Source organism: Bacillus sp. RC51 (genome assembly GCF_044908115.1).
Classification (GTDB): domain Bacteria; phylum Bacillota; class Bacilli; order Bacillales; family Bacillaceae_G; genus Bacillus_A; species Bacillus_A mycoides.
Map to the genome: position 1 here is coordinate 103,517 of NZ_JBIYCW010000015.1, position 25,618 is coordinate 129,134.

Consider the following 25,618-nt stretch of genomic DNA (forward strand, 5'->3'; position numbering starts at 1 on the left):
TGAAGAAGACAATATTGCAAATATGAGAGGTTGAAAAGAAAGCTCACAAATCAATGTAGTTTTAAGAATAGTAGTAAATAAAAAACTGTATCTAGCCTGAAAAATACATCGAAGGGATAGCAACGGTATTTAAAGTATCTGGGGATATATTGTAAGGAAGGCAGATGTTCAATGAGTATATGCTTATAAAAAATACTGTAAAAAAACTATTGTATGTTAAAAATTTATATGTTACATTGATGTTACAAAATTATTACTTTATGTGACTTTTGTTTCATTTTGTTTTCTTGTTATTTATTTTTTGTTACAAACCATATACTAAAAGCGTTATTTCTATGTGCGTAAGAGTGTGTGTAGTAAGAAGTCTGAGTTAGAACTTCATACATTATATTAAAAATCCTTTCTGTCTTAAAAGAAGAAGAATACCAACTATATAGGGGTTTTTAGGTAATGAGATTATATAAAATGTACTTCCTTCCCCACACAATTTAGTACATATTTAAGGTTCAGTCTAATTGCTGCACAGCTACTTTTACATATGAGTGTATCGAAATAAATGAAGAGATTGGTAATTATAAACAGCATTAAAAAATTAATCTCGAGATGGATTTAAATAGAGTGATTGAGGTATATAAAGTGAAAAATTCTTATAAAGTGTTTATATGTATTTGGATAATTATTTTGTTGTTTTTTGTAATTTATTTTGGATACAAAATGACATCTGATAATAATCAGGTATCAATACAAGAAAAACAGGTAAAACAAGAAGTTCAAAAAATGTCAGAATAATCAAATGAGAGAGAAATAGAATCCTTTGAAATATTCTAAAAGAAATCAGTAATAAAAAGAGGGCAGTTACGTACTAGCGGGTTCCCTTTTGAGGTGCAAACATTGCAAATCACATCACATTTTTGTCACTAATATCAATGGGATTCTCTAATTAAGTAACAATAATAAACGCAGAGGAGGGATAGCTTAATAGCTATCCCTTCATCATAATATCATTTAAATAAATCTTCTATTATATTAGCAGGGGATAGTGATAGAAAAGTGGGTTCTGGTGCAAAGGTTGTATTTATTTGAAAGAGGTATATAGATTCCTAATGGAATCTATTCTTATGCAGCCATTCCGAATAGTTGATGAATAAACTTCACTTCATTTTGGACAGACTTGTCCCGTAAAATAAGTTGGCCTTTTTTAATGATATGCATCGCTTCTATTCCTGAAAGAATAGATTTAGCTGTACGAAAAGAGTTCAATCCTAGCATTGAACGAACTCTCTTTTTAATAAAACGATGATCTTGCTCTACAATGTTATTAAGGTATTTTACCTGCCTTATTCGGATGCCCACAGGCATCTTTTTCTCTGTCTTCAACTCTTCAATCGCTATAGGAAAGGCCGGGTTTTTGTCCACTGTAATCACACGGGGCTTTGAAACATGAAAAGACTGCAAAGCTTTCTTGAAAAAACGCTTTGCAGCCCTATGATCTCTTGTTTTACTTAAATGAAAATCAATTGTATATCCTTTTGAATCAACAGCACGATATAGGTACATCCATTGACCTTTGACTTTCACATACGTCTCATCGACTCGCCAAGAATCATTGGTTGACTTAAGATGACGTCGTACTCGCTTATCTAATTCGGGACCATATTGATGAACCCATCGCATGATAGTTGTATGAGCCAGGGATAGCCCGCGTTCTTCCATCATTTCGACTAAATCACGAAAACTGAGGTTGTACCGTAGGTACCATCTCACGGTTAATAAAATAACATCCGGTTGATAATGTTTCCACTTGAATATAATAAAAAGAAAGAGAAATGATTATATGAAAACATCACTTCTCTTTCTTTGTATTTACAAGTGGCTCCAAAAAGAAGGAATGGTTGCCGTACCCCATAAATGATTACTTTTTCATCCATGTATCTACTAATTTTTTATTCTTTTTTATCCATTTTTCAGCGGCCTGTTCAGGGTCATTCGATTCATTAATCATGGTCATCAACGTTCCGAGTTGCTCATCGGTCATGTTCCAGTTATCAAAATACTTTATAAGCTCTGGATAATCTTTTTCAAATCCTTTACGAACAGAGTAATAAATATCATCTTTTTCTCCATACACCTTTTTAGGATCTTTTAAATATTTAAGATCAAACTCTGAAAAAGCCCAATGTGGATTCCATAATGTTACTGCAATGGGTTTCTTTTGATTATATGCTTTTTTTAATTCACTCATCATAGCGGCTTCTGAAGATTGAACAAGATTTAGCTCTATCCCATATTTGTGTATCGCTTTATCTGTTAAGCCCATTAAACTGCTGCCAGGTTCAATACCAATGATTTTATTGTTAAATTTATCCTTATTCGCATTCAAATCCTCAATACTATTGATATCTGTCATGTATGAAGGAACAACTAAACCAAGACCAGTACCTTTATACCACGCTGACTTTATTACAACATCATCCTTATATTTTTCATATAATGGCTTATCAGTAATTGGTAGCCAGACCTCTAAGTTGGCGTCCACATCTCCTCGTGCTACCCCGGTCCAAACGGCTGCCTTTTCTAAATATAACAATTCAACTTTATAACCTTTTTCCTCAAGTAATACTTTCCACATATTTGCGGTAGCTATGTTTTCTTTCCAACTCGTTACACCAATTTTAATTTTTCCCTTTGCATTACTGTTCGCGCCACTACAAGAAGTAGTAATTATGCTAATTAATAATAGTATGCACAGAAGCCATATTTTTTTCTTCATCAAGCTCCTCCTAGTCTCTATGATTAGATATTTCTTCTTTAACTAACGTAGAAAATTATTTCAGTAAAGCTAAATACTTTATAATTATAAATAAATATTTTATAATTATAACTATGAATAATATAAACTAACTATTAATAGCTTAACAAAAAAATAAAAAAAAGTCTTTGATGAACTATTGTAATGTACTATTTGGTTTAGAAATAGTTACAGTATTTGTTTAGAGTCAAAGAAAAGGAGTGAAAGAATGAAAGAAACGAAATTACGTGTTGAAAACGTTACGAAAGTATTTGGAAAGAATCCTTCTAAAGGAATCGCTTTACTAAAAGAGGGAAAAAGCAAAGCTGCTATATTAAAAGAAACTGGTATGAATATTGGCGTGAACCAGGCAAAATTCGATGTTTATGCTGGTGAAATATTTGTCATTATGGGATTATCCGGTAGTGGGAAATCTACACTTGTTCGTATGTTAAATCAGTTAATCAAACCGACTTCTGGCCATATATATATTGATGGTGAAGATATCGCAACAATGGGAAAAGAATCTCTTCGAAAAGTAAGAAGAAACAAAATGAGTATGGTATTTCAAAAATTCGCCTTATTCCCTCATCGAACGGTTTTACAAAATGTTGCATATGGTTTAGAAATACAAAAAGTATCAAAAGAAGAACGAGAAACAAAAGCGTTAGAATCTCTAAAATTAGTAGGTCTAGAAAACAATAAAGATAGTTATCCGGAACAACTTAGCGGTGGTATGCAGCAGCGTGTTGGTATCGCAAGAGCACTAACAAATAATCCAGATGTCCTACTGATGGATGAATCATTTAGTGCTTTAGATCCGATTATTCGAAAAGAAATGCAAAATGAATTATTAGAACTGCAAGATAAAATGAAAAAAACGATTATTTTTATTACACACGATCTAGATGAAGCACTCCGAATTGGTGATCGTATTGCTTTAATGAAAGACGGAGAAATTGTTCAAATTGGAACACCAGAAGAAATTATGGTGAGCCCTGCAAATGAATTTGTAGAGCAATTTGTTGCTGATGTAAATTTAGGAAAAGTTTTAACCTCTGAATCCATTATGAAAAGACCGGAAACCTTATTAATTGATCGCGGTCCACGTGTTGCACTCCAAATCATGAAAAATGCTAGTGTTTCTAGCGTATATGTAGTGAATAAGAAACATGAGTTTTTAGGTGTCTTAACTGCTGATAATGCTAGTAAAGCTGTTAAAAGACAGGTTCCGATAGCGGATTTATTAGTAACAGACATTCCTCCTGTTTATTTAGATACTCTATTAGAAGAAATGTATATAAAAATGGTTAAGGCAAAGTTACCTCTTCCTGTTCTAGATGATAAACATAGATTACGAGGGATAATAAAGCGTGAAAGTATTATTCAAGCTTTAGCAGGAAATGTAGAGGAAGAGGTGAATGATAATGAATAGTATTCCACGTATTCCTTTAGGAGAATGGGTTGATACACTTGTTACAAGTTTGTATCAGCATTTCGAAGGGTTTTTCAAAGGATTTTCTTTTATTATCGGAGGATTTGTTGATTTATTAACAAATCTATTAATATTTATCCCAGCCATTATTTTTATTACAATCACATGCCTATTAGTTTGGTACACCTCCCGTAAAATTTCACTTATAGTATTTTCTTTAATTGGATTTCTGTTTATCCTTAACGTTAACTATTGGGAACAGACCATGCAAACACTAGCGCTTGTCTTGACGTCTGTTATTATCTCTATCATGATAGGTATACCAATTGGGATTTTGGCATCTCAGAACGAAAGGTTTTCCAAATTTTTAAAACCAACTCTTGATTTTATGCAAACAATGCCTGCATTTGTTTATCTTATTCCGGCAATTACATTCTTTGGTGTTGGAGTAGTACCAGGTATTATTGCATCTGTTATTTTTGCAATGCCACCTACTATTCGCTTTACTGAGTTAGGGATTAGGCAAGTACCAGAAGATTTAATTGAAGCAGCTAATGCCTTTGGTTCAACATCGTCACAGAAACTATTCAAAGTACAGCTTCCACTTGCAACTGGAACAATCATGGCTGGTGTAAATCAGAGTATTATGCTTTCTCTATCAATGGTTGTCACTGCATCTCTTGTCGGTGCACCAGGTCTTGGCGTAGACGTTTATCGGTCGGTTACACAAGTTAATATAGGTATGGGCTTTGAAGCAGGCCTTGCTATTGTAGTAATTGCAATTATATTAGATCGAATTACACAAGGTTTTCATAAAAAATAATTATAATGTACATACTAAAAGTTATCATTTGAAACCGCGAGAAATTTATTGCTTAAAGCTGGTGCAAGTAAGGTAATATTAGTTGGTATTATCCCTTTTAAGTAGACAGTGTAAAAAGACTACATTCTTAATGTGGAATGTTACACTATACTTGAAGGGATATTTTAATGGCAAAAAAAGAACAACATTTCAAAAATATGCAGAGACATTTAAATTGAAAGCTGTACATTTGTATAAAAATGATGGACGGAGCTATGATGCGATTGCTAAAGAACTACGAATGCCAATTGCTACTCTATTGAAAATGTGGGTAAAACAAATTCCCAATGGTAACGCACTTTCTCCATATTCACTTATCCAATGATAAAGAGCATTCGAATGGATAGATAATTCTTTTGAAACCTCTTTCACAAACATATTCTCTTCCAATAGTAATTGGACTGCAGTCAATTTAAATTGACGATTATAGACTTTTCTACTCATAAACTGAATCACCTTTTTCTTTTAACTTAGTGTGCAATTTATTGTAGCATCTCCAATCCTTTTTAATTCCAGTGATATCTATAATGATTAAGGTATGTCATATATTTCTTTATCTCTTGTTTCAACTCAGTAAAACACTCGTAAGGTTTTATATATGCTTTATCTTTCAGATAGTCCAAAAACGATTCTTGTGGTGATTTATCCCAACAGTTTCCTCTTTTTCACTAATTTATGGTGGGTAGGACTTGTGTAGTGAGAATCTTAATCAGATTACCATATTCATGAACAGATACATCCAATTATTAATATCTTAATGAATACGAGATAGACGAAGAGTAATTTCAATTTCTATTAATGTTTCATGAAGTACTGGATATCTAACCACATTAGTATGGCGAGGGTTTAGTTTTTTAAAAATTAAGAATAGTCAGTCTTGATTGTATCAATTTACTATATATTACATTTATGTAAGTATTGTTATAAGAGCATTTTTTAAAACTTTCCCCTAATAAAGTTTTGAAAGAGTTGTCTCAGTATTCTCCATGTTGTAAATATGCCAAGAAAAGAGAATCCATTTGGGTTCTCTTTTTCTTTTAAATTTGAGTCCTTAACCTCAAATTTAAAAGACGCATTAATAATTGTGATAATTTAACAGAAAAATCACCTTAACATACAGCAAATACAAAAAAGACCGGATATAATATCCCGGTCTTTACTTATTATTGATTAATTGGATTTTCACAATATTTCTTTGCAATTGCACTTGCCATATCAATTGCCCTTTGTAGAGTAGCGTGTTTAGAACTAAAATCATAAGGCTCAAATCCAAATTCTTCATAAATTTCAAAGGAGATGCTTGTTACAAGTCTATACTTTGAAGGGATAGCTTCATTATCAATTGTTAAATGGAAATCATAACGATCATCAAAACATAATAGTTCAACTTTGAATGTATTATGTGTGCTTGCTTGGCGAAATTGATAATACTCAACTGGATATAAATAATCACCTTCATTTTTGTAGTTAAAGTCTTTAAAAAAAATCTTAATCAACGCCCCTCGTGTGTTTTTTGGGGATATTCCCTATTTTTATCATAAACTCTTACCTATTACAAAGTACATAATTATTAGATTTATTATTTATAGGTGTTTCAAAAACAATGGTTTTTGATAATTGTGAAATGAACAAAATTTAATCTTTGCAAATCGCTTAACTACGTTATCAAAACTATTGTCAAAATCATATTAACTTTAACTCCCCTTTATGATAAAATTATCTTGTAAAGGTTAGGTGATTTCATGAATTCATACATTTATGGCTACGCAAGGGTAAGTACTCAACAACAAGATTTGATTCGTCAACTAGACATGCTTCAAAATTATAACTGTACTGAAATTTTAACTGAAAAAGTAACAGGTACGAAAAGTGATCGTCCAGAGCTTACTCGATTAAAAGATAAAATTAGACCAGGTGATACATTAGTTGTTGAAAGCTTTTCTAGATTAGGAAGAAGTACCAAAGATTTAATTGAACTTGTTGATTTTTTTGAGAATAAGGGAGTTAAGCTAATTAGTATCAAAGAGCAATTTGATACTAATACACCTCAAGGAAAATTAATGTTAACAGTATTTCAAGCATTCAGCCAGTTTGAAAGAGACTTAATTTCTCAACGTACACAAGAGGGACTTGAAAGTGCAAGAGCAAGGGGGAGAGTCGGTGGACGTCCTCGTGTTAAGAATAGCTTCATTCAAAGGGCATTAAAGTTATATGATTCTAAAGAATATAGCATACAAGAAATTGTAAACATGACAGGTATTAGTCAGGCTACGCTTTACCGATACATACGAAAAAATAAATAAACTGAAAAAGATGAATTTGCTTATATAAAGAATTATATTATAAAATAGTAAGAAGAATAGAAAGACAGGGAGAGGAAACCCATGTCCACAAAATTAGTAAATTTACGTATTGATTTCGCTTTTAAACAGTTATTCGGAACGAAGGGAAACGAAGAGATTTTAACTGGATTTCTAAACGCTATCCTAGAAGAATCTTTAGATGTACCTATTGTATCTCTACAACTAGAAGATCCACATCTTCATAAATCTTATGAAGATGATAAGTTATCCATATTAGACTTATTAGCAACACTAGATAACGGAACACAAGTTAATATCGAGATTCAATTACGGAACACACATGATATGGTCAAACGCTCTTTATATTACTGGAGTAAACTCTATACATCCCAAATGCAAGAAGGGATGCCGTATCGTTCACTACGGAAAACAATTACCATTAACTTATTAGATTTTATATTATTCTCCCAGGATGATTCATTTCACACCATAGGACAATTATGGAATCCCCAAAAGCAACAGATACTAAGCGATGATATTGAAATTCATTTTGTAGAAATTCCAAAATTGGTCAAACAATGGCGTGAAGAAAAAGTAAATCCATGGGAAAATGCATTTGTTCGCTGGATGTTACTATTACCAGCACATGAAGATGAACATTTAACTCAAACATTGGAGGAGATTGCAATGAATCAAGATCCAATTTTACAAAAAGCGATGAATAAGTGGGAAAATATGAGCCATGACTCTTCTTTCCGAACAGCTTATGAAGCTCGTGAAAAGTTACTTCTAGATGAGCAAGCTAAGTTAGCACATGCTCGAGAAGAGGGCTTAGAGGAAGGCATTGAAAAAGGTATTGAGAAAGGGAAAATTCAATTAATTCGTGGTATGCATAAAAATGGTATGCCATTAGAAGACATTGCAAAATTCACAGGTCTAAGTACAGAAGAAATACGAAAATTACTATTGTAATACGTATTATTACAAAAACTTTGCGAAAAATATCGCAAAGTTTTTTATTTAGTCCTTTAAACATCAACTCCTTAAAATGTTTTTCCTTTTTTATACAGTTCGCTTTTAATTTATATTAGTGTGATTTTAAAAGTAAGTTGTACCGTTGGTAAAAAGTTTGATTAAAAATCCTATATAAGGGTTCACCATATATCATAAAGTTTACTATGTAAAAATGTTATATTCTTAAATACATCGTAGACTTTCTAATCTAATTATTGCTCTTTATGCTATAAAACAAGACTTCATAACAGAATAAAATCATATTCTCCTATAGCTATAGTGAAAAGTTTTCATATTAAATATTGGTAATTTTCTGCATAAATATTATCAATTTACATTTTTTTGTATTGATGCTAATGTGATTGTAATGCGTATCGTTCGCAAAAATATAATGATTTGCAATTATATGAAAAACACCCTTGTCTACTACAAATAATTGTATATTATTTGTGTACCATAATTATTTAAGGGGGATTAAAAATATGAAACGATTTAATCATAATTTAGACATAAAAAAATTAACAGGGATTGCATTAGCGAGTGCTATCGGTTTTAGTGGTCTTGGTGTTTTGGGGACGAGTGTAAGTGCCGCTGAAAATACAAATTATGTAACTGTAAACCAAGGAATTAAAGCTGAAGATATGTCTATGAGACAATTACAAGATGCTGTACAACAAAAAAATGACCCTTTTATTAATCAAGTTAAAATATTCATAAATAAGCATTTTCAAGAATCTGAATTTTTATGGGGGAAAGTAAGTAAACAGTTAAAAATTGATATAGTCGATTTATTGGTAGGAAATGAAAAAGATTACTCCAAGAAAGTCGATGCTGGCCTTAAAAATCATTTTAAAGAAGTACCCGCTTTATTAAAATTAGCTAGCCCTGGATTCGTAAAAGATTTAATTAAATTACTAGATTACTTACCAGAATAAAATGCAGCTATATTTTTAGAAGAAACTCATTCGAATTGGAAGAGTGGAGAAATAACAGCTGTTATCTTTATGGAAAAGTTAGAACTAAAGAAAAACACACTTTATAAAATAATGAAAGAACATAGAGAAGCAACGTAACATCTATCTTATAAGAATTGCTACTTTACTCCTATTAGTAAGTAAGCAGGTACTCCCATGAATTATCCAAAATAAAAAAGTCAAAGCCATGTGGTATACATGGCTTTGGCTTTTTTATTGTATTAATCTTCATCTTCATCTAATGTATTATGGTTATTCTTATAAACGTCCGTAGAAGTTCTGTTTAAATTTGTTATATGTGTTTCCTCACCAAATTCAGTACTATAATTAGGTTTTCCATATTCTTTACGATTCATCTCTTGATTCGCATCTTTCATCGGTTGAAACAACTGTGTTAAGCACATTAATCCACTTAGTCCAACAAGAGCAAAGATTACTCTTGCTAAAAAGGCATTCTGTCCACCAAATATTGTTCCTACTAAATCAAACTTAAAGAAACCAATTAGCCCCCAATTAATAGCACCAATAATAACTAAAGCTAAGGCAATTCGCTGTATAGTTCTCATGGATATAACACCTCCTTCTGTCTCAACTTTTAAAACTATGTACAGGAATACTATGTATTATTCCTGCTTGAATCGTTAGCTTTCATCTTCATTTAAAGTGATAGCCCATAATTCAACATAATTACATTCAAATGCCATAATATAAACTTTGACAAATATTTTAATGTTTTTATTGTTTAGTACTGCCATAAGACTGGATGATATTACGGTTATCTGTACTGTAATACTTAATATGGGTACTTTTTGCATCATATTAGCTATCATGTTAGTTGCTAGGATTCAATCTTATCATTAGAAATTAACAATGGTTTCATACACAAAATATCTAATACATACTGAATTTATTATTTTTATTTCTACAAGGGCTTCTTTATATTACAGAAATTAACCTTTCCTAAAACGGCTTGCTTCTTCTATTTTGCATAATATACAGCAGTACGTTCATACTACATATGAGCCGTTAAAAAGCTCATATAAATGGCTAACGTTTCATAACAAGTGGACAAAGCAGACAGTTTATTGAACTGACTGCTTTGTTTATTTTTTATATTTTATCTGCCTTTTTTCTTGGTTGGAAACCAGCTTGCCTTAGGGACTCATTCCAACTGCCAAAATACCTTACATATGTGGATAAGGCAGGCATATTAGGATCTTTTAATATTTCTTTGGCAGTCGGTAATTTTTGATAGGCATGAGCCCATTCCTTTAGCCTGGATAACAAAATCCTTCTTGTATACATATTGAGCATGTAACCGCCTTTTCATAGTTCTTCATTTATGAATTACTTTAATAAATCAAAAAAATAATACATACTGAAGATATTAAAAAGGCAAGCATCAAAATGTGCTTGCCCTTTCTTCTAACGACGATGTTCCACAAGATCAATTACACCTAAAACAACGTGAGCTAAACCAAATCCAAATACTGTATTTGCAATCATCTTATTGGATCCACGAGTTTGCTTCAAAGCATAGCCCGCAGCTGTAACTGCTGTACCTAATGTAGTCGGAATTAATCCTTCACGAATATTCATAGTAACGTCCTCCTAGTATCGCAGTTAGTAATACTGCTTTAATACTTTGGAATTAAAGTACTAAAACAAGTATTAGTATTTTCCTGTCTTGTGAAAATATGTGGAGTTATTTTAAATATCTTCTTTTAATTATGATACAGCGTAACTAAAAATGTTAATGCATAAGTTGTTTTAATACATTTACATGTTCCCTATCTTTATCTAAAATATCATGTATTAACATATGACTTTCTGGATCTAAATCACCTTGTACAATTTCTTCTGATATTTGAACACCATAATAACCTTCGCCCTTTAACGCGCTACTTACAGTTCCTTCTGTTGTATCTGGTACTGTAAATTGACTTATCAAACCTTGAAGAGAGCCAACTATTCCTTCATTATCAACCGGAACTCCTCCAAGATTTTGTATTCTTTCTGCTACTTTTAAGGCATGTTGTTTGTGATCTTGTTGTATTTTTTGAAATTCCTTTTTTATTTCTGGATCTTTTAGCTTCTCTATATAATGCTCATAGGCATGAATACCCATGTACTGCCCTTTTAGAAAGGCATTTAATGTATTGACTACACTCTGTTTTTCCATATCATCACTTCCTTTTTACGTTATCCTTTTACAGAAGTCGATCGATTATCCATACGTGTGTACAATACTATTAGTTAATTTTTTGTTATATCGTGCCTCTAAATCCTTTCTCCTCTTTCACTCACTTTGAAATAAATATCATTTATGTTTAATCACTTCCCATTAGGTTCATACTAACTTTTGTTTAAAAAATATGAGAAATGGAGTTGGATTAAATATGGAATTTGAAGGTAGAAATTCTACTGAATCTTCACTTCTTCATTATAAATATGGTCTGGGTTTATTTACTGAGAAGATGCCTAAACTAGCTGAACAATTTAATTCCTTTACAGAGGAATGCTTTAAAGAAGGCACCTTATCCAAAAAACAAAAACAGTTAATTGCTCTAGGTATTAGCCTTTATTCTCAGGATGAATATTGTATCATTTATCACATTAAAGGATGTCTAGATCAAGGAGCTTCAGAACAGGAGATCTTTGAGGCGGTGGGAGTGACAGCTGCATTTGGTGGTGGTGGCACTATGAGTCAGGCAGTAACTCTTGTACAAGAATGTATGCAAGAGTTACTGCAGTAATAGGAGTATCATCATGGATTGAGGAATTTGTTACTATTCTCTTATTAACATAAGAGAATAGTAACGTGCTTTTAACTTCAAAAATAGTCTCAATCCTTAAGTTGATGGATGAGTGGCGGGCCCCCTTTTACAAGGTGATTTTTATAATCTACATTTTGTTAAATTAATCCTTTTTAATTAAGAGGTTGATTTATAAGTATTACATATGTAATACTTTATTCATATGGATTACACGTGTAGTCAGAAAGGGGATATATATCTATGAAAAAGTTACCTAGAATTTCAGAGGCAGAACTAGAAGTCATGAAAGTATTTTGGACCCAAATAACACCACTAAGTGCAAAAGAGGTGGTGGAGCATCTTAAAGAACAAAATGATTGGAGTCCTAAAACAATTCGAACATTAATGAATAGATTAGTAAAAAAAAATGCGCTTTCTTGTAATCAAGAGAATAAAAGAATGTATACATACACAACTTTAATTTCACAAGATGCTTATTTACAAGAGGAAACAAAGTCATTTCTAAAGCGGTTTTATGGGGTTGCTTTGAAGCCTTTACTTGTGAATTTTATAAAAGAAGATAAGCTCTCTTCTGAAGATATTCAGGAGTTGAAACAAATTTTGGATGAAAGAAGCGAAGTTAATAAAAGGAAGGATAAATAATTATGCTGTATGCATTTTGGAATATTTACCTTCCAGTAACGTTTGAGTGGATTATAGACACTTCCGTTATGGCAAGCATATTAATTATCTTACTATTATGCTTGAAAGTGGTACTAAGGAATCGATTGACAGCAAGATGGCACTATTTGATCTGGTTTATCCTTATGATACGATTAATTTCACCTTGGTCTCCAGATAGTTCCTATAGTATATATTCGTTACTTTCAAAAGAAATTAAACCAATTCATTCCGTTTTACTGAAAAATCCAGAAGGGGTAGAAGGAGTGAATAGTACAGTAAATACAACATCTGATTTTACTGTACACAATTCGCAAGAATCTAATACTAATGTTACAGATGATACGAATCATGGCCCTAAGTATGAGACGTCACCGATATCAGTTTATGAAACGATTTCCTATATCTGGTTATTGGGAATTCTATGCTGTATTTTAGTAACGTTAGTTGTGAATAAAAAACTATCTCTCTATATACGAAAACAGCCCCTTATAACAGATAAAAGAATCATAGATATCTTTAATAGCTGTAAGCATGAAATGAAAATTAAAAAAAACATTCCGCTAATTTTTGCTGGTAAGCTTCCCAGTCCAACACTTGTCGGGATAAGAAAACCTTGTATTTTACTTACAGAAAAACATATCGATACGTTAAATGATAATCAATTAAGATTTATTTTTTATCATGAATTATCTCATTATAAACGAAAAGATGTGGGAATTAATCTGATTATGCATCATCTAGTGATACTGCACTGGTTTAATCCAATTATTTGGTATGCTAGCAAGTGTATAAGAGAGGATCAGGAAATTGCATGTGATGCACTAGCTCTTACATATGTAAATTCAGAAGATAATTTGGAGTATGGACATACCATTATCGCCTTATTGGAGCAACGTACGAATTGTTATCCAATACCAACAGTAGCAAATTTAAGTCGAAATAAACATAATTTAAAAAGGAGAATTGTAATGATTAAAAAGTTTAATAAAAAATCGTATCGCTTGTCAGCTTTGGGGATAGTGTGTGTAATTGGAGTATCTACATTCGCTTTAATGAATGCAAAGGCTGAAGAATCTTCTTCAAAAAAAGCAGAGTCACAAATTATAAAATCCGGTGAACAAAGTACGGAAAAACAATTAGTAAAAAATAAAGAAGGTAATCAATCTGAGCAAAAGAAAACGGAACAAGGGAATGAAAGTGAGAAAAATATTTCCCTTGAACAAAGTGACGTAGTAAGGGGGGATAATACAGGTGAAAGGAATGAATTGATAAGACATCAAGAAGGGCGTACTGATATGAAGAAAGGTATTCCTGTAACACTTAAACTTACAGAAAAGCAAAGACAGTCTCTTATTGATAGAGGGTTCCCTAAAGAGCAAACGGCTGAAGAATTTAAATCAACAAATCTTGTCCTAGTATCTTTGGTGAAATCTGTAGTCAATGAAGAGGGAATTGCAGTTCGTCCACCTCATGTTGGAGAAGTGGATGTAATACCTGCGGAGGAATACGAAACAAAATATGGAAAAACGTACTATGTCTACTTCCAGGCATGGAAGTAGACTGAAGGTTTATAAAATAGTAAAAATGTTATCTGAAATTGAATATCTAGATGTAAAAATGCTAGTTGAAAATAAAATAGTTTAATTAAGGGAAAGAATAAAATGATTATTAGAGTAATGAAGAGGATTATTAAATTAATACAAGCGAAAAAAATAATAAAAGAACGTTATATAACTTCATCTGTTGTAACAATTTTTAAAGTTGATAAATTTGAGTATGGATACGCTGCAGTAAGCCAAGAGCACATTCATTTATTCAAGTATGATAAGGAAAAGGAAGATGTTGTAAGGGTTCAAGCTTACCAGCTAGCGGAGTTTGACAGGGTAACTATTGAACATTTTGCTTTTAAAACACTCATGAAATTTATTGGTACAAATCGTACATTTATATTCACACCAATGCAACACTTTAAGGGTATAGAACATTTAATCCACTCCATTCCTTCTATCCAAGTTGTTACAATAAAACGCATATGGTTTCGTAAAATTATAGGATTCCGTTCCCTGCATAAATGGAAAATGTCTTTAGCTGTTATAGGTTATATACTGATCTCTGTCATGAGTATTAATCTCATTATGAATGAAGGAGAGAGCGATTCTAAAAAAGAAAAGCAAACATTAACAGCTAATCAGCAAATATTGGAAAATAGAATAAAAGGTGTTGTAGATCAAGTAATTGGACAGAAAAGGCTTATTAAATTAGAAATTAAAAAGGATATGAATTCAAAAGAAGCGGATAAACAAATAATTAATTTATCCTTACAAAGTAGGGAAGGTGTTACATTCTCAGATATAAAACATAGCATTTTAGATGACACGGCTAATATGTTATATAACTTAGCTTCTGATAGAGGTATTAATCAAATCAATTTCTCTTGGAAATTGCCACCGATAACAGAAAATACAAGTTTGAGAAATAATGCTCTAAAAATAACTTTTGATTATAAAGGAATACAAAAATACAGGCATGGGGCAGGTAATGAAAAAGAATTAACTAAGATAGCAATTAGGTACTGGAGCCATCCTAGTTTAGATGAATAAGAAAAAATAAAAAAGAATATAGATATTAAACCCTATAGAATAGACATTTGAAAAAGGGCTTTTCTATAGGGTTTCTCTTATATTATAAGAGAAAATTGAAAATAACAAAAAAAGTTGCAAAAAAAAATTAAAATTCTATTAAGTAACCTGTACATAAAGTTTGTAAGCGAAAAAGGTATATATTCGTTCAAATAAAGGGAATCACTATACAAGTCTGACTTAACAAAAGTTACCCCTATTATCGAGTTTTTATCTTGAAAGCAACGGATATATTATCATACATGTCAATCAATATGCTAAATTACATATCTAAAAAAGTATAATTTGTTAACATTTTCAAAATAAGGGTTATTCTTATAAAATTCTGTTAATATCAAACTTGTACCTATATAGAAAGAAGGGGATGTTTATATGTTTAAAAAAGTTATATTAGGGATATCATCATTAGCAATGGCATCGGTAGTTGGTTTAGGAATGGCATCGGAGGCATCTGCAGGACCAGCGGCACCTCTAACTTCTTTAAGTGTAGTGAAAGTAGAGTCACAATTGGGTGGGGTTGAATACATTACTCCTAATAGTTTTAGTACAACTAAAGATCATGGGGGAAGTTACTTATATGTTTACACAAAAGAAATAGGGTATGGCCAGTTTCCTTTTGCTAAAATGAATGGATTTGATGTGAAAAATATTGGTTCACAAATAATTGGTGGTAATCCTATTGTAGGTTGGGAATATAAATGGGATGCATCAAATCATCAAGAAGGGACTTTTGAATATCAAAAGACTTCAATAAACTATCCAAGAGATACGTGGCGTACTTCACTATATATTAAATAGTCAGTTTTATATATTCGTAGCATAAAAATCCCTGCACCTTGTGTGGGGATTTTTTCATAAAGAAAAGACACCCTAAGGTGCCTTCCTCCGACTTGAACCACTTTACTTTTAATAATATGTTTTGGACTTCTATCCAAATACAATTTTATCATATTTTCCGAAAAATAAAAGCGGATTCAATAACCTGCTTAATGGTTTTATATCACCATTTACTTGTGGAAGGAAATCGCCTTTAGCGTATATAGGAAAGAATAGTATTGGAGCTGAGTTTCCTGGCTCATCATAGTACTTCTTAGCTTTCTCTAAAACTTCTCTCTTACTAAATGGGGTAGTGACAGAGTAGTTGTCATAGACCGCAAAATAAGTAAGGTTGAACCAACAGTAGCCTTAAAACCACCTATTATCATAATTAATATAGAAGAAACTTATTCTAAATGGAGAAGTGGGGAAATAATAGCTATTATATTTACGGAAATGTTAGAGCTAAAGAAAAATACGTTTTATAAAATAATGAAGGAATGTGAGAGAAAAAAGTAGCATCTTTCCTATGGAAAATCCAATTTTTCCCTAGCTGAAAGAATCCTGGTTTTTTTGCACCAGAACAGTATTATATATATCGAGAAAAAATAAAAGACAACTCTAATTAAGAGCTGTCTTTTTGTGTAATAAATTTCACAAAATCTGAAGATATACAAACGACTATAATACATTATGGTTATTATTATAACAAAAACGAATAGTATTTTGAATAAAAAATATTTGAATGAGTTTTTGAGCTTTTTGTTAACAATGTTCAAAAATAAACTTTTTGTAAAGGTTTTCTTTGAATATGATTATTTATTTTAAAAATATAATCATGATTATTGTATTTCAATGGTTTCCTTATAAACCTTAGCTATATATTTAATAAAATCAATGACGGGATAGTGTATGAGTGAACGGTGCTGCGCAAATAGAATCCCTTCTTTTTCCATTTTCAACTCTTTTTGTTGTATCTTATTAAAATTTTGGTATACAATGTTTTTCCATTGATAGGATGAACCATGAAAATAACTCTCTCCTTTTACCCTGTGACTAAATATTATTTCTATTTTTTCTCTACGTTGTTTTTCCTTCATATGAGCTTCCGTTGACTGCATGTTTATCGCCTCTTCCCTTGGAGCTGTATACTGTTTCCAAAAATAAGGTCTAACTCATCATAGCTAATGTACAGTAATCTTGTTGGGAATTATCGTTTAAGGCTATCTCATCAACTGTATTTGTTTTTCAAGCGCTTAATCTAATAAATTGGATCTTACGTCTAAATAAGTTGATAATGTGTATAAAATACTATCAATCTTTATTTAACAATAAATAGAAAAACTCCATTTTGAAAAAAGATTGATCAAAATGGAGTTTCTTTTATAGCTAGGTACGAGTTTTTTATAAAAAAGTTTGATTATTTTAATACTCCTTATTGTACTAACGCACTTGTAATAAATAGTTTCTCAACACATTAATGCTCCTTATGCCTTTTCAATGAAAATTCATAGCGCATTGTATGTCTTACATCTTTGAATCCTTGCTTTTCATATAAAGTAATAGCGCCAATATTTTCAGATAGTACATTTAACTCTAAGTAATCTAAATTTCGATTTTCAGCCCATTTTTTTGCTTCTAATAACAAAGCGGAACCAATTCCTTGATTTTGATATTTGGTTCCAACAATTATATCAGTAATAAAAGCGTATTTATGTTCAACCAAACACTTATAGGATGGTGTGATTAGTTCTTGAATAAGTAAAAAACCTACTGTACCATTATCGATTTCAGCTATTAAAATATCCGAATCCTTTTCATTGATTGTCTTCCTGATAAACTCTACATCCTGCTTAGCAGGCTTTATATATTTCGGCTGAAAGTTTGACATTTTTAAAGTATCCCTTTTTATATGAAAAAATCATATAAAAACATAGCGCTCTTAAGGAGTTTTGTTACAAATTTATTATGTTGGGCTTAAAAAAAGGAAAGTAATATTTATTTGTAGAAAATTTTTAAGGATAAAAATGAATGTAAAAATAGGATGACTATCTATGATAAGAAAAGGGGCCACTTATATATGCTAACCAATGATTTAGATTTCCGATTAGAACCACGTTTAAAAGAACTGTATGAACAACATAAAATAAGAGCGCAAAAGATAGACTGGGGGTATCATGAGTTTTTACCTTGGGATAAGGGGATGGACTTTAAAAGAGTTCCTTGGGATGAAAGCCAAGTTACTCTTCCTTCTGGTGTAATTACAGCTATTGAAACAGCTTTATTAACAGAAGTAAATTTACCATGGTTTACAACGTATTTATCTGCAACTTTTAAAGGATCCCTTTCTGTTATTACGGACTTTATTCATACTTGGACTTCAGAAGAAGATCAACATTCGAATTTGTTGGAGACATATTTACTACTGACTCGAAGTGTGGACCCTAAACGATTACATGAATTAAGAAAGTCAGTCGTTGAGGGTGGATTTGAGCCCGATTTTCACACACCAATCGAAGCAATGACATATACGACCCTACAAGAACTTGCAACGATGGTGTTTTACAATAATGTAGCTAAGGTTGCAAGTAAGCATGATCCAGATCTTGCTACATTATTACGCCGTCTTGCAAAAGATGAAACTCTTCATTATGCGTTTTATCGAGACGTCATTCGAACACATTTGGAATTGGAACCTAATTATTGCTATCATATTGCCAATGTGATTAAGAATTTTAAAATGCCAGGTGCCGTCATGCCTGATTTTGAAAATAGAATGGCTGTGATTGCAAAAGAAGCGAATTATGGACCACTACAATATTTTGATCAAGTACTTGATGTAGTGGTTGATTATTGGGGGTTAAAAGACTTACGCCCCATTGCACCCCTAGCTGAAAAAGCAAGAATTGAGATTTTGGAGTACCACACAAGATTGAAAAAAATACGGGATCGATTTGGTCGTTTTCAAGGGAAAACGGATCTATGTTAATTAATCGATATTTTAGGATGTATATGGGCAAATTGACCGTCCCTTTATTGAGAATCTGACACACTCCCTATTGTTTTGGGGGTGTTTTTATTTAATTTAATTTTTAAAGAAAAAAGTAGTTGACACTAAAAATAATTTTATGATATTATAAAATATTTGATAAAAAAACACATATATGTTAAGGTTAAGAAGGTTACCATATATGGAGGTGGATTATATGTTTCAAATTGGCGATAACATTGTTTATCCAATGCACGGAGCAGGTATAATTGAAGCCATAGAAGAAAAAGAATTCTCAGGGAAAAAACAACAGTATTTTGTTATAAAAATGTCAATCAGTAATATGCAAGTCATGATTCCTATGGGTAAAATATTAAGTTCGAGTATACGCCCAGTTACTGATATACTTGCATTAAAACACATTATACACATTTTTCAGCATGGAGAATCAGATGAATTACTGCCGTGGAAACAAAGGTATAAAGTGAACACGGACAAAATAAAAACGGGTGAAATACAAGAAGGTGCTGAAGTTGTACGTGATCTAATGCGTATGAAAAAAGAAAAAGCACTGAATACAAGCGAAAAAAAAATGTTGGATAACGCACATGAATTTTTGATTAGTGAACTGGGATTAATTAAAGGGATCACTGAAAATCAATTAAAAAGTTTCTGTTAAGGTTCATTATAGATAATGTATTACATCCCCCGAAAATATCCTGAATTTTTCGGGAATATGATGATTATTAAAAGTAAATCATTTCAAAGACATTCAACTTCTTCAACTCACTTTTAGAGTAGGAACCTCTTTTGTTATTACTTCAATCTAATCCATTTTTATTTTTACATTTCTTTTACGAACGTTCGAAGTTTCATCAAATAACTCGATCAAATAGTCACTTGATTTTTGCAATCCTGATTCACACTGGCACGGACAAGGAGCCGTAAGGATGAAAGAGAGGTAGGGCTTTCATTGTTTTAGGTATATATATCTAAGTCATTATTTCTAGAAGAAAAAATAATCAATCTCATCTCTATCTTTAAGAATTTTCTACATTTACTGAGACAGTGAATAGTAATTGTTTATCTTCTTTTCATAAAAGAGATACGCGAGTTGGTAACATCTAAATATATGGTCAACGATACAAATTGATGGGATTTCTAGAACTAGAACCCATTTTTACAATTTATTTAACATAATAAGATGAAATGAAACAATAAGAAGGAGTGAAGATATGAAACGCATGCCAACGCAAGAATTAAGTAACGAGTTAAAGAAGCGGAAAGGGATTACTTCTATTAAGATTGAGTCTTATGAAAAAATTGAAGTTGGTGGAATTGTTGTAGATGGACCGGCTGTTATTTTAATTAATCAAGAATACCTAAAAATTGTTGAATGAAGAAAAGGATGATCCTTTACGAAAAGGGATGATCCTTTTTGTTTGCTGCAGCTAATATGGGATATACATAACTTTCATCTAATGTATTGGGGTTAAAAGGAAGGAGAGGGTCGGGATTATCATAGTGGTAAGCTTAATATTGGTAGGATTTCTTTTTATGTTATATAAATTAGTTGCTTAAAAAAACTAATTATTTGAACCGATAGATTGTTTTCTTTTTAAGGGCGAGATTTATTTTATAGGAAAATTGATAATTTTAAGGAGGAATTTAGATGTATGCAAGGAAACAACGCATAAAATACGAGAAGATGTCAAAGAACTATGAACGGATTTCTTTAGTTTCGTTGCTCCTATTAATTGTACTTGTTTGTAGTAGTGTAATTATCATAGGAGCTACAGGGGGGGAATATGGAGTGTTTTTGTTGGTAGCGATTTTACTTAACGCACGTATTACGAAAGAATCTCAAAAAAAGTATGAGCAGTATGCTAATAAAGGGCATATTTAAAATAACACATATTTTGAAAAGAACAACCTGAATGTACATTCAGGTTGTTCTTATATCATCACCTATTAACTAGCAAAAGGAACCTTATTAAAATGTTAGTTTCGTTCCTATAATGAATTATCCTTCTAGCATATTTAAAAGATTTACATCATATATTAAGAGAAAGAATGTAAGTTAGAAAGGAGTCTTATAGAATGAGTTATTTAGAGGGAAATGACTTGAGTGAACAAAATATGGTAAGTGTACCTAATCCCTACGTATATCAGACATTACAATCGATAATTGGTAAACATGTGGTTATTGAAACTGTAAGAGGCAATGTAAGGGGAGAGTTAAAGGATGTGAAACCAGATCATTTGCTTATTGAAGATACAGTACCATATATTGTACGCATTCAACAAATTGTATGGATTATGCCAAAACAATGATCAAATTACATCTAATTTGATTTATAACAAATTGGTTTCATAGACGACCAAATAAAAACACAGGGTTTTATCTCTGTGTTTCTTCAAATTTTCGTTTTTGGATATATGCTTGAGCATGAATAATTTCTTTCTGCAGTTCTTTTAATTCTTCCGTAGATCCCGTTTCAATCCTCATGTACGTAGTAACTAGACTAATCATCATATCCATCTTCTCTACTATATTTTGAATGACCTGTTCAGATTGCTCTTTTTTAGGGTGTTGTATTGCTATTAATACATTTTCTATATAATTGTTCTTTCTTTGCTGGATATCATAAATAAACTGTTTCGTGTTTGAGTTCATTTGTTTTCCCCCGTTTTGGATATATTTCCATTCTATCATATTTGAATGAAAAATATTGGATCCCCCTAAATTTACACCTGTCTCGCACATCTCCTTAAATATACAAACTAATCTAAATATGTCATTTTTGTGTCTAAACGTACAATTTTCTTTTTTTGATATGGTGACCCCATACCTCTCAAGCTAAGGTTTGGTATGGGTGGGAGAGTTGCAAGCAATTAATCATCAAATGAAAAAATCAATAAAAGCGATATATTTTGCGACTACAAGAGAAGAATTAGAAAGGGTAAAAGCAGAAATTGGAGCAAGACTTAAACTACTTGAGGAACAATTAGTGGCACAAAAGTCGGTCAATCGAAAACGAATAAACCAAAGAGGAGCAATTTAATATGTCGGTCTTTTTTATTTTGTATTAATTACGGCTTAGGTAAAGAAATATCTTTTACAAATTCACACTGAATAGGGTTGTCTCATAATATATAAAGATTGTTGTATTATTTTTTTAGAACAGGATGTGAATGTATGGAAGATGTATATGCAAAAATCGACAGCCTAAAAGCAGAGCAAAAAGAAATCATGCGAGATATTCGTAACTTGGAAACTCGTACAACTATAAATGAAAAAGATATTTCTACAATCAATAAGCAATTAGAAAAAATCAGTCTGAATACCACATGGATTTTACGAATTGTTATTAGCGCAATAGTTATGGCAGTTCTAGGGTTAATAATAAAAGGTGGTATTTAGGTTGTTTGTATAAAAGTATTTGCTATAGAGGGACAAGCGTCTCTCTTTTTATTTTGAAATGAGGTGGACAAAGTGGAAGAATGATAGGAAGTAAGAAGCGATGTTCAACAAGTTCTCAGTGTTATCAGCTTTGATGAGAAATATCATGTTGGGCATTTAACAAAACCTCTTAATCAGTTATGATTCTGATTCTTACAATGGTCTTAATTAGATTACAAAACGGAGTAATTGGAAAACAGGCGCGAATAGAGAGGGTAACTACAATTGAAGAGTTCAGGGGTAAGGGCTTTAATAGATAAATGTATTTATTTTATTCAAACCAAACTGAAGTTGAAGTAATGAACAGAGGTTTAGATAATTTTGTGGCAATTCCAATTAATGAAACAGTAGAAAAAATAAAATGGGACATGTCCAGATCCTCTTTTGTCAACATCTACCCCCCCCCTTAAAAAGTGAGGGAGGAGTTTTTCTGTACAGTTTAAAAATAATTAAAAACAAGAGGATGGTTAATAAAGTGGAATTGTTGTGAAAATAGTAGGATATATACTTTGAGGTGTATATCCTATAGAGGGATGATATTGTATGGTTTCATAATAAGGTATAGCGGGATGTTGATAGTATGGCATATGCTGCATTGCATGATATACTGCATGCATTGTTGATTGAGCTCCATGGGTTGTATAGACTGAGCCAATTGCCCTGTTTTTAATACAGTAAGGATTTATCATAATAATTCACCTCAGTTAATAATTAAATTGACATTTATATAATATGTCTAAAAACTAAACGCGGTCACATCAGGATTATGCAGATTTATAACGATAGTGAGATAAACCTAGTCATATCAAGTATTATCAATACAGGTATACTCTTTTGATAATATGGTTGTTTGACACATTATAAGGCTTTTGAATGTCTCATATACACTTATCAAAATTAAAAAACATCTTAACGTTGTTAAAATATGAGTATTCTCTAAACTAGAATCCTTTAAACGGGCCATTGAGCATTTTGGAGAATCTGAATTAGTATATAGGTTTTGGAACGATAAGTCCGGAAAAGGTAACTTGATTTCAAAGCATCCAGAATCCACTTAAAAAAGTAATAAAAAACACTCCTGAAAATTTTGTAATGCAGTTATAACTGGATAGCAATGGGTGCTACCCCATTATAAAATAAGAAAGAGTCCTGGATGTTCAGGACTCTTCACTACTTTAATTACTATTATGTATATATTTTTTTATTTCTCTCATGATCCTCCGCTTTAGTAACAACCCCTTCACGCAATGATGATTGCATGAAGATTTTTTGGAAGTTTACTTATTTTTTTGTCTCATTGACCCAGTTAATAATGTCCTGAATGACGTACTCGGGAACATTTGCAGGGATTTCATACTCACTAGGAAGACTTAAATCACCATCTCCTTCTGTAAAGGCATGGTTCAATTTCGGATATGTTTTGAACTGAATATTCCCGCGGTTTGAGAGTCCTTCTTGCCATCTTGTAAATTCATCTTTTACTGTTACTTGATAATCGCGTGCTCCTTGCAGAATCAATAATGATTCTTTAAGTGTTTTTGCTTCCTCAACAGGACGCCAGCGAGCAACATCATACATGAAATGCGGGGATGGATAATTGTAACCGGCTGGTGGGTGGTCTGGATCAAAAGTAGGATCCTGGTAATAGGCGAATTGTCTTTTTAGTTCATTGATTACTTCCTTTGGTGCCCCGAGGTATTGATACTGATCAATGAGCACATCAGTTATAGGTCGTGCGGGTGGTGCAAGTAATATACTGCCTCGAACAAGTGAAGAAGGTGCTTTGCTCAGTATACGCGGCATCGCGCCACCTCCTTGGCTATGTCCGAGAATGAAAATGTTACTTGGGTCAACGCCTTCCTGCTGCGCTGCTGATTTTGCTGCGTATATGGCATCTTCTGTTGTATCTCGGTCTAAGGTAATAGGTTCTTCACTCATCTTTAATGTGTGTTCTAAGGAACGTTTTTCATAGCGTAAGACTGCAATTCCGTTAGATGAAAGGCCCGCTGCAAGGTCTCTAAACAATTTTGTCCCCATGTTTGTACTATCACGATCATTCATACCAGAACCATGAACAAGAACAACAACGGGCACCTTTTCACCAGGCTTATGTTTCGGAATCGTTAACGTGGCTGGTAAAGGGTATGTAGAATTTCCAATTACGATTTCTCGTTCTTGATAGGAGGCAGGTCGATCATAGATAGGATGCGGTATGGCATATGTTTTTTTAGGTGTCCTTTGCCCAACTTCATCTACTTTCCCGCCTGGTGTGAATTTAAGCAAAACTGGAATCGTAGTTCCTTCGAACTCTATTGGAATCTCAACTGTCTGATGAACCAAGTTACGTTCTTTTACTTCTGCTGTTCCTATGTTTTTAATCCCACCACCACTACTTTGTGTCCACCAATCTTGCAATTTTTGTGCCGTAAACTTCGATTGAAAAGCAGCGGATGTTAATTGCAGGGCTTCTGCATATTTACCATGCTGGAGATATTCAAAAAATAATGTTGTACGATCGGTTAAAGTGATTTGTTTCTTTTCTACAGATTGTTCCGCGCGTGTATCCGCGTGAATAGGCGATGTAATTGGAAAAGATGAAACCCCTAAAGATAAGAGAAGGGTAATGGAAAGTGCTGATTTTTATATGTTCCGTTTTTTTGTCATGTTTTAACCTCCAAAATGCGATAGTAAGAAATTGGGGTGGTAATTAGTGGAATGGTTCCCTCTTGGAGTTTCGGTACATGTAAGGGGGAATCCTGCATAAATATCATAAAAAGCACGTTTGAAATAGTAGGGGATTATAGCAACGTATAGATACACGAACCCGCGATATACCATAGAAATCAATAGTTTTTCAGACAACTATTACAACCTCGTTATGATGTAGGGGAAGAA

Annotated in this window: 28 protein-coding genes and 6 pseudogenes; 19 read left to right on the top strand and 15 right to left on the bottom strand. The window is 32.2% G+C overall.

The features are described 5' to 3' along the window. Window positions 1-1,116 precede the first annotated feature (1,116 nt). Together ABH959_RS24145 and ABH959_RS24150 are read right to left on the bottom strand one after the other, a co-directional pair. Entirely contained in the window at window positions 1,117-1,812 is a 696-nt protein-coding gene (locus ABH959_RS24145; protein ID WP_404493296.1) for an IS6 family transposase, read from the bottom strand. 100 nt (window positions 1,813-1,912) lie between these two features. Continuing rightward, window positions 1,913-2,770 carry a glycine betaine ABC transporter substrate-binding protein gene (locus ABH959_RS24150; protein ID WP_002187328.1) on the bottom strand — a complete coding sequence of 286 codons (858 nt, stop codon included), beginning with the start codon at window positions 2,768-2,770 and terminating at the stop codon, window positions 1,913-1,915. A 247-nt stretch (window positions 2,771-3,017) separates the two neighbouring features. Here ABH959_RS24150 and ABH959_RS24155 point away from each other — a divergent pair, with 247 nt between their 5' ends. Both ABH959_RS24155 and ABH959_RS24160 read left to right on the top strand, forming a co-directional pair. Beyond that, window positions 3,018-4,223 (top strand): quaternary amine ABC transporter ATP-binding protein, encoded by a 1,206-nt coding sequence (locus ABH959_RS24155; protein WP_113937273.1) that lies wholly within the window; start codon window positions 3,018-3,020, stop codon window positions 4,221-4,223. Then, a complete protein-coding gene (locus ABH959_RS24160) occupies window positions 4,216-5,046 on the top strand; it encodes an ABC transporter permease (RefSeq protein ID WP_404493288.1) in 831 nt (276 codons plus the stop codon). Before ABH959_RS24155 ends, ABH959_RS24160 begins: the two co-directional genes overlap by 8 nt. Before the next feature lie 252 nt (window positions 5,047-5,298). On the opposite strand, the gene ABH959_RS24165 is transcribed toward ABH959_RS24160, so the two are convergent. The 3 genes and pseudogenes from ABH959_RS24165 to ABH959_RS24175 form a co-directional block, all read right to left on the bottom strand. Beyond that, complete coding sequence (locus tag ABH959_RS24165) at window positions 5,299-5,529, bottom strand: transposase (RefSeq protein ID WP_404493289.1); 231 nt, start codon at window positions 5,527-5,529, stop codon at window positions 5,299-5,301. Between the two features lie 62 nt (window positions 5,530-5,591). Further along, a pseudogene (locus tag ABH959_RS24170) lies at window positions 5,592-5,787 on the bottom strand (IS3 family transposase); the annotation flags it as partial. A gap of 461 nt (window positions 5,788-6,248) precedes the next feature. Beyond that, a pseudogene (locus ABH959_RS24175) lies at window positions 6,249-6,624 on the bottom strand (hypothetical protein). Between the two features lie 203 nt (window positions 6,625-6,827). On the opposite strand from ABH959_RS24175, the pseudogene ABH959_RS24180 reads away from it, so the two are divergent. From ABH959_RS24180 to ABH959_RS24195, 4 genes and pseudogenes are all read left to right on the top strand, one after another. Further along, window positions 6,828-7,385 (top strand): annotated as a pseudogene (locus ABH959_RS24180) (recombinase family protein); the annotation flags it as partial. Between the two features lie 84 nt (window positions 7,386-7,469). Then, window positions 7,470-8,360: an Rpn family recombination-promoting nuclease/putative transposase gene (locus ABH959_RS24185; RefSeq protein WP_404493290.1), complete on the top strand. Its 891-nt coding sequence runs from the start codon at window positions 7,470-7,472 to the stop codon at window positions 8,358-8,360. A gap of 524 nt (window positions 8,361-8,884) precedes the next feature. Then, complete coding sequence (locus ABH959_RS24190) at window positions 8,885-9,337, top strand: hypothetical protein (RefSeq protein ID WP_113937269.1); 453 nt, start codon at window positions 8,885-8,887, stop codon at window positions 9,335-9,337. A 15-nt stretch (window positions 9,338-9,352) separates the two neighbouring features. Beyond that, window positions 9,353-9,475 (top strand): annotated as a pseudogene (locus ABH959_RS24195) (recombinase family protein); the annotation flags it as partial. A 122-nt stretch (window positions 9,476-9,597) separates the two neighbouring features. Here the strand turns inward: ABH959_RS24195 and ABH959_RS24200 are convergent. From ABH959_RS24200 to ABH959_RS24215, 4 genes are all read right to left on the bottom strand, one after another. Further along, complete coding sequence (locus tag ABH959_RS24200) at window positions 9,598-9,942, bottom strand: DUF378 domain-containing protein (protein ID WP_404493291.1); 345 nt, start codon at window positions 9,940-9,942, stop codon at window positions 9,598-9,600. Window positions 9,943-10,486: 544 nt separating this feature from the next. Further along, entirely contained in the window at window positions 10,487-10,690 is a 204-nt protein-coding gene (locus tag ABH959_RS24205; protein WP_113937267.1) for a homing endonuclease associated repeat-containing protein, read from the bottom strand. A 111-nt stretch (window positions 10,691-10,801) separates the two neighbouring features. Further along, entirely contained in the window at window positions 10,802-10,975 is a 174-nt protein-coding gene (locus ABH959_RS24210) for a hypothetical protein (RefSeq protein WP_001025956.1), read from the bottom strand. A 154-nt stretch (window positions 10,976-11,129) separates the two neighbouring features. Then, window positions 11,130-11,558 (bottom strand): ferritin-like domain-containing protein, encoded by a 429-nt coding sequence (locus ABH959_RS24215; RefSeq protein ID WP_201055228.1) that lies wholly within the window; start codon window positions 11,556-11,558, stop codon window positions 11,130-11,132. Window positions 11,559-11,775: 217 nt separating this feature from the next. Here ABH959_RS24215 and ABH959_RS24220 point away from each other — a divergent pair, with 217 nt between their 5' ends. The 5 genes from ABH959_RS24220 (at window position 11,776) to ABH959_RS24240 (ending at window position 16,253) form a co-directional block, all read left to right on the top strand. Continuing rightward, window positions 11,776-12,132, top strand: a complete 357-nt coding sequence (locus ABH959_RS24220; protein WP_113937265.1) for a carboxymuconolactone decarboxylase family protein — start codon at window positions 11,776-11,778, stop codon at window positions 12,130-12,132. A gap of 261 nt (window positions 12,133-12,393) precedes the next feature. Continuing rightward, window positions 12,394-12,795 (top strand): BlaI/MecI/CopY family transcriptional regulator, encoded by a 402-nt coding sequence (locus ABH959_RS24225; protein WP_113937264.1) that lies wholly within the window; start codon window positions 12,394-12,396, stop codon window positions 12,793-12,795. 2 nt (window positions 12,796-12,797) lie between these two features. Next, the gene (locus ABH959_RS24230; RefSeq protein ID WP_113937263.1) at window positions 12,798-14,375 is read left to right on the top strand and encodes a M56 family metallopeptidase; all 1,578 of its coding nucleotides are present in this window, start codon (window positions 12,798-12,800) and stop codon (window positions 14,373-14,375) included. 102 nt (window positions 14,376-14,477) lie between these two features. Then, window positions 14,478-15,416 carry a hypothetical protein gene (locus ABH959_RS24235; RefSeq protein WP_113937262.1) on the top strand — a complete coding sequence of 313 codons (939 nt, stop codon included), beginning with the start codon at window positions 14,478-14,480 and terminating at the stop codon, window positions 15,414-15,416. A gap of 411 nt (window positions 15,417-15,827) precedes the next feature. Beyond that, window positions 15,828-16,253, top strand: coding sequence for a DUF4879 domain-containing protein (locus tag ABH959_RS24240; RefSeq protein WP_113937261.1), 426 nt, complete (start codon window positions 15,828-15,830; stop codon window positions 16,251-16,253). A gap of 129 nt (window positions 16,254-16,382) precedes the next feature. On the opposite strand, the pseudogene ABH959_RS24245 reads toward ABH959_RS24240, so the two are convergent. Then, window positions 16,383-16,577, bottom strand: a pseudogene (locus tag ABH959_RS24245) (hypothetical protein); the annotation flags it as partial. A gap of 90 nt (window positions 16,578-16,667) precedes the next feature. Here ABH959_RS24245 and ABH959_RS24250 point away from each other — a divergent pair. Then, a pseudogene (locus ABH959_RS24250) lies at window positions 16,668-16,790 on the top strand (recombinase family protein); the annotation flags it as partial. A 323-nt stretch (window positions 16,791-17,113) separates the two neighbouring features. Here ABH959_RS24250 and ABH959_RS24255 read toward each other — a convergent pair. Beyond that, window positions 17,114-17,392 (bottom strand): hypothetical protein, encoded by a 279-nt coding sequence (locus ABH959_RS24255; protein WP_404493292.1) that lies wholly within the window; start codon window positions 17,390-17,392, stop codon window positions 17,114-17,116. Between the two features lie 356 nt (window positions 17,393-17,748). Continuing rightward, complete coding sequence (locus tag ABH959_RS24260; protein WP_235661811.1) at window positions 17,749-18,162, bottom strand: GNAT family N-acetyltransferase; 414 nt, start codon at window positions 18,160-18,162, stop codon at window positions 17,749-17,751. A gap of 189 nt (window positions 18,163-18,351) precedes the next feature. Here ABH959_RS24260 and ABH959_RS24265 point away from each other — a divergent pair, with 189 nt between their 5' ends. From ABH959_RS24265 to ABH959_RS24285, 5 genes are all read left to right on the top strand, one after another. After that, a complete protein-coding gene (locus ABH959_RS24265) occupies window positions 18,352-19,260 on the top strand; it encodes an acyl-ACP desaturase (RefSeq protein ID WP_113937258.1) in 909 nt (302 codons plus the stop codon). 217 nt (window positions 19,261-19,477) lie between these two features. After that, a complete protein-coding gene (locus ABH959_RS24270; protein WP_002169666.1) occupies window positions 19,478-19,939 on the top strand; it encodes a CarD family transcriptional regulator in 462 nt (153 codons plus the stop codon). Between the two features lie 556 nt (window positions 19,940-20,495). Next, complete coding sequence (locus ABH959_RS24275; protein ID WP_070169564.1) at window positions 20,496-20,660, top strand: BC1881 family protein; 165 nt, start codon at window positions 20,496-20,498, stop codon at window positions 20,658-20,660. Window positions 20,661-20,932: 272 nt separating this feature from the next. After that, complete coding sequence (locus tag ABH959_RS24280; RefSeq protein ID WP_103945655.1) at window positions 20,933-21,166, top strand: hypothetical protein; 234 nt, start codon at window positions 20,933-20,935, stop codon at window positions 21,164-21,166. Window positions 21,167-21,360: 194 nt separating this feature from the next. Next, window positions 21,361-21,594: a YuzF family protein gene (locus ABH959_RS24285; RefSeq protein ID WP_113937257.1), complete on the top strand. Its 234-nt coding sequence runs from the start codon at window positions 21,361-21,363 to the stop codon at window positions 21,592-21,594. Between the two features lie 67 nt (window positions 21,595-21,661). Here ABH959_RS24285 and ABH959_RS24290 read toward each other — a convergent pair whose 3' ends face one another. Next, a complete protein-coding gene (locus ABH959_RS24290) occupies window positions 21,662-21,937 on the bottom strand; it encodes a hypothetical protein (protein WP_048560205.1) in 276 nt (91 codons plus the stop codon). 199 nt (window positions 21,938-22,136) lie between these two features. Here ABH959_RS24290 and ABH959_RS24295 point away from each other — a divergent pair, with 199 nt between their 5' ends. Both ABH959_RS24295 and ABH959_RS24300 read left to right on the top strand, forming a co-directional pair. Then, window positions 22,137-22,325: a glutathione S-transferase family protein gene (locus ABH959_RS24295; RefSeq protein WP_235661812.1), complete on the top strand. Its 189-nt coding sequence runs from the start codon at window positions 22,137-22,139 to the stop codon at window positions 22,323-22,325. Window positions 22,326-22,459: 134 nt separating this feature from the next. Beyond that, the gene (locus ABH959_RS24300) at window positions 22,460-22,684 is read left to right on the top strand and encodes a hemolysin XhlA family protein (RefSeq protein WP_016093737.1); all 225 of its coding nucleotides are present in this window, start codon (window positions 22,460-22,462) and stop codon (window positions 22,682-22,684) included. A 506-nt stretch (window positions 22,685-23,190) separates the two neighbouring features. Here the strand turns inward: ABH959_RS24300 and ABH959_RS24305 are convergent. Both ABH959_RS24305 and ABH959_RS24310 read right to left on the bottom strand, forming a co-directional pair. Then, the gene (locus tag ABH959_RS24305; RefSeq protein WP_078178978.1) at window positions 23,191-23,412 is read right to left on the bottom strand and encodes a hypothetical protein; all 222 of its coding nucleotides are present in this window, start codon (window positions 23,410-23,412) and stop codon (window positions 23,191-23,193) included. A gap of 592 nt (window positions 23,413-24,004) precedes the next feature. Continuing rightward, entirely contained in the window at window positions 24,005-25,348 is a 1,344-nt protein-coding gene (locus tag ABH959_RS24310; RefSeq protein WP_235661815.1) for an alpha/beta hydrolase, read from the bottom strand. Window positions 25,349-25,618 lie beyond the last annotated feature (270 nt).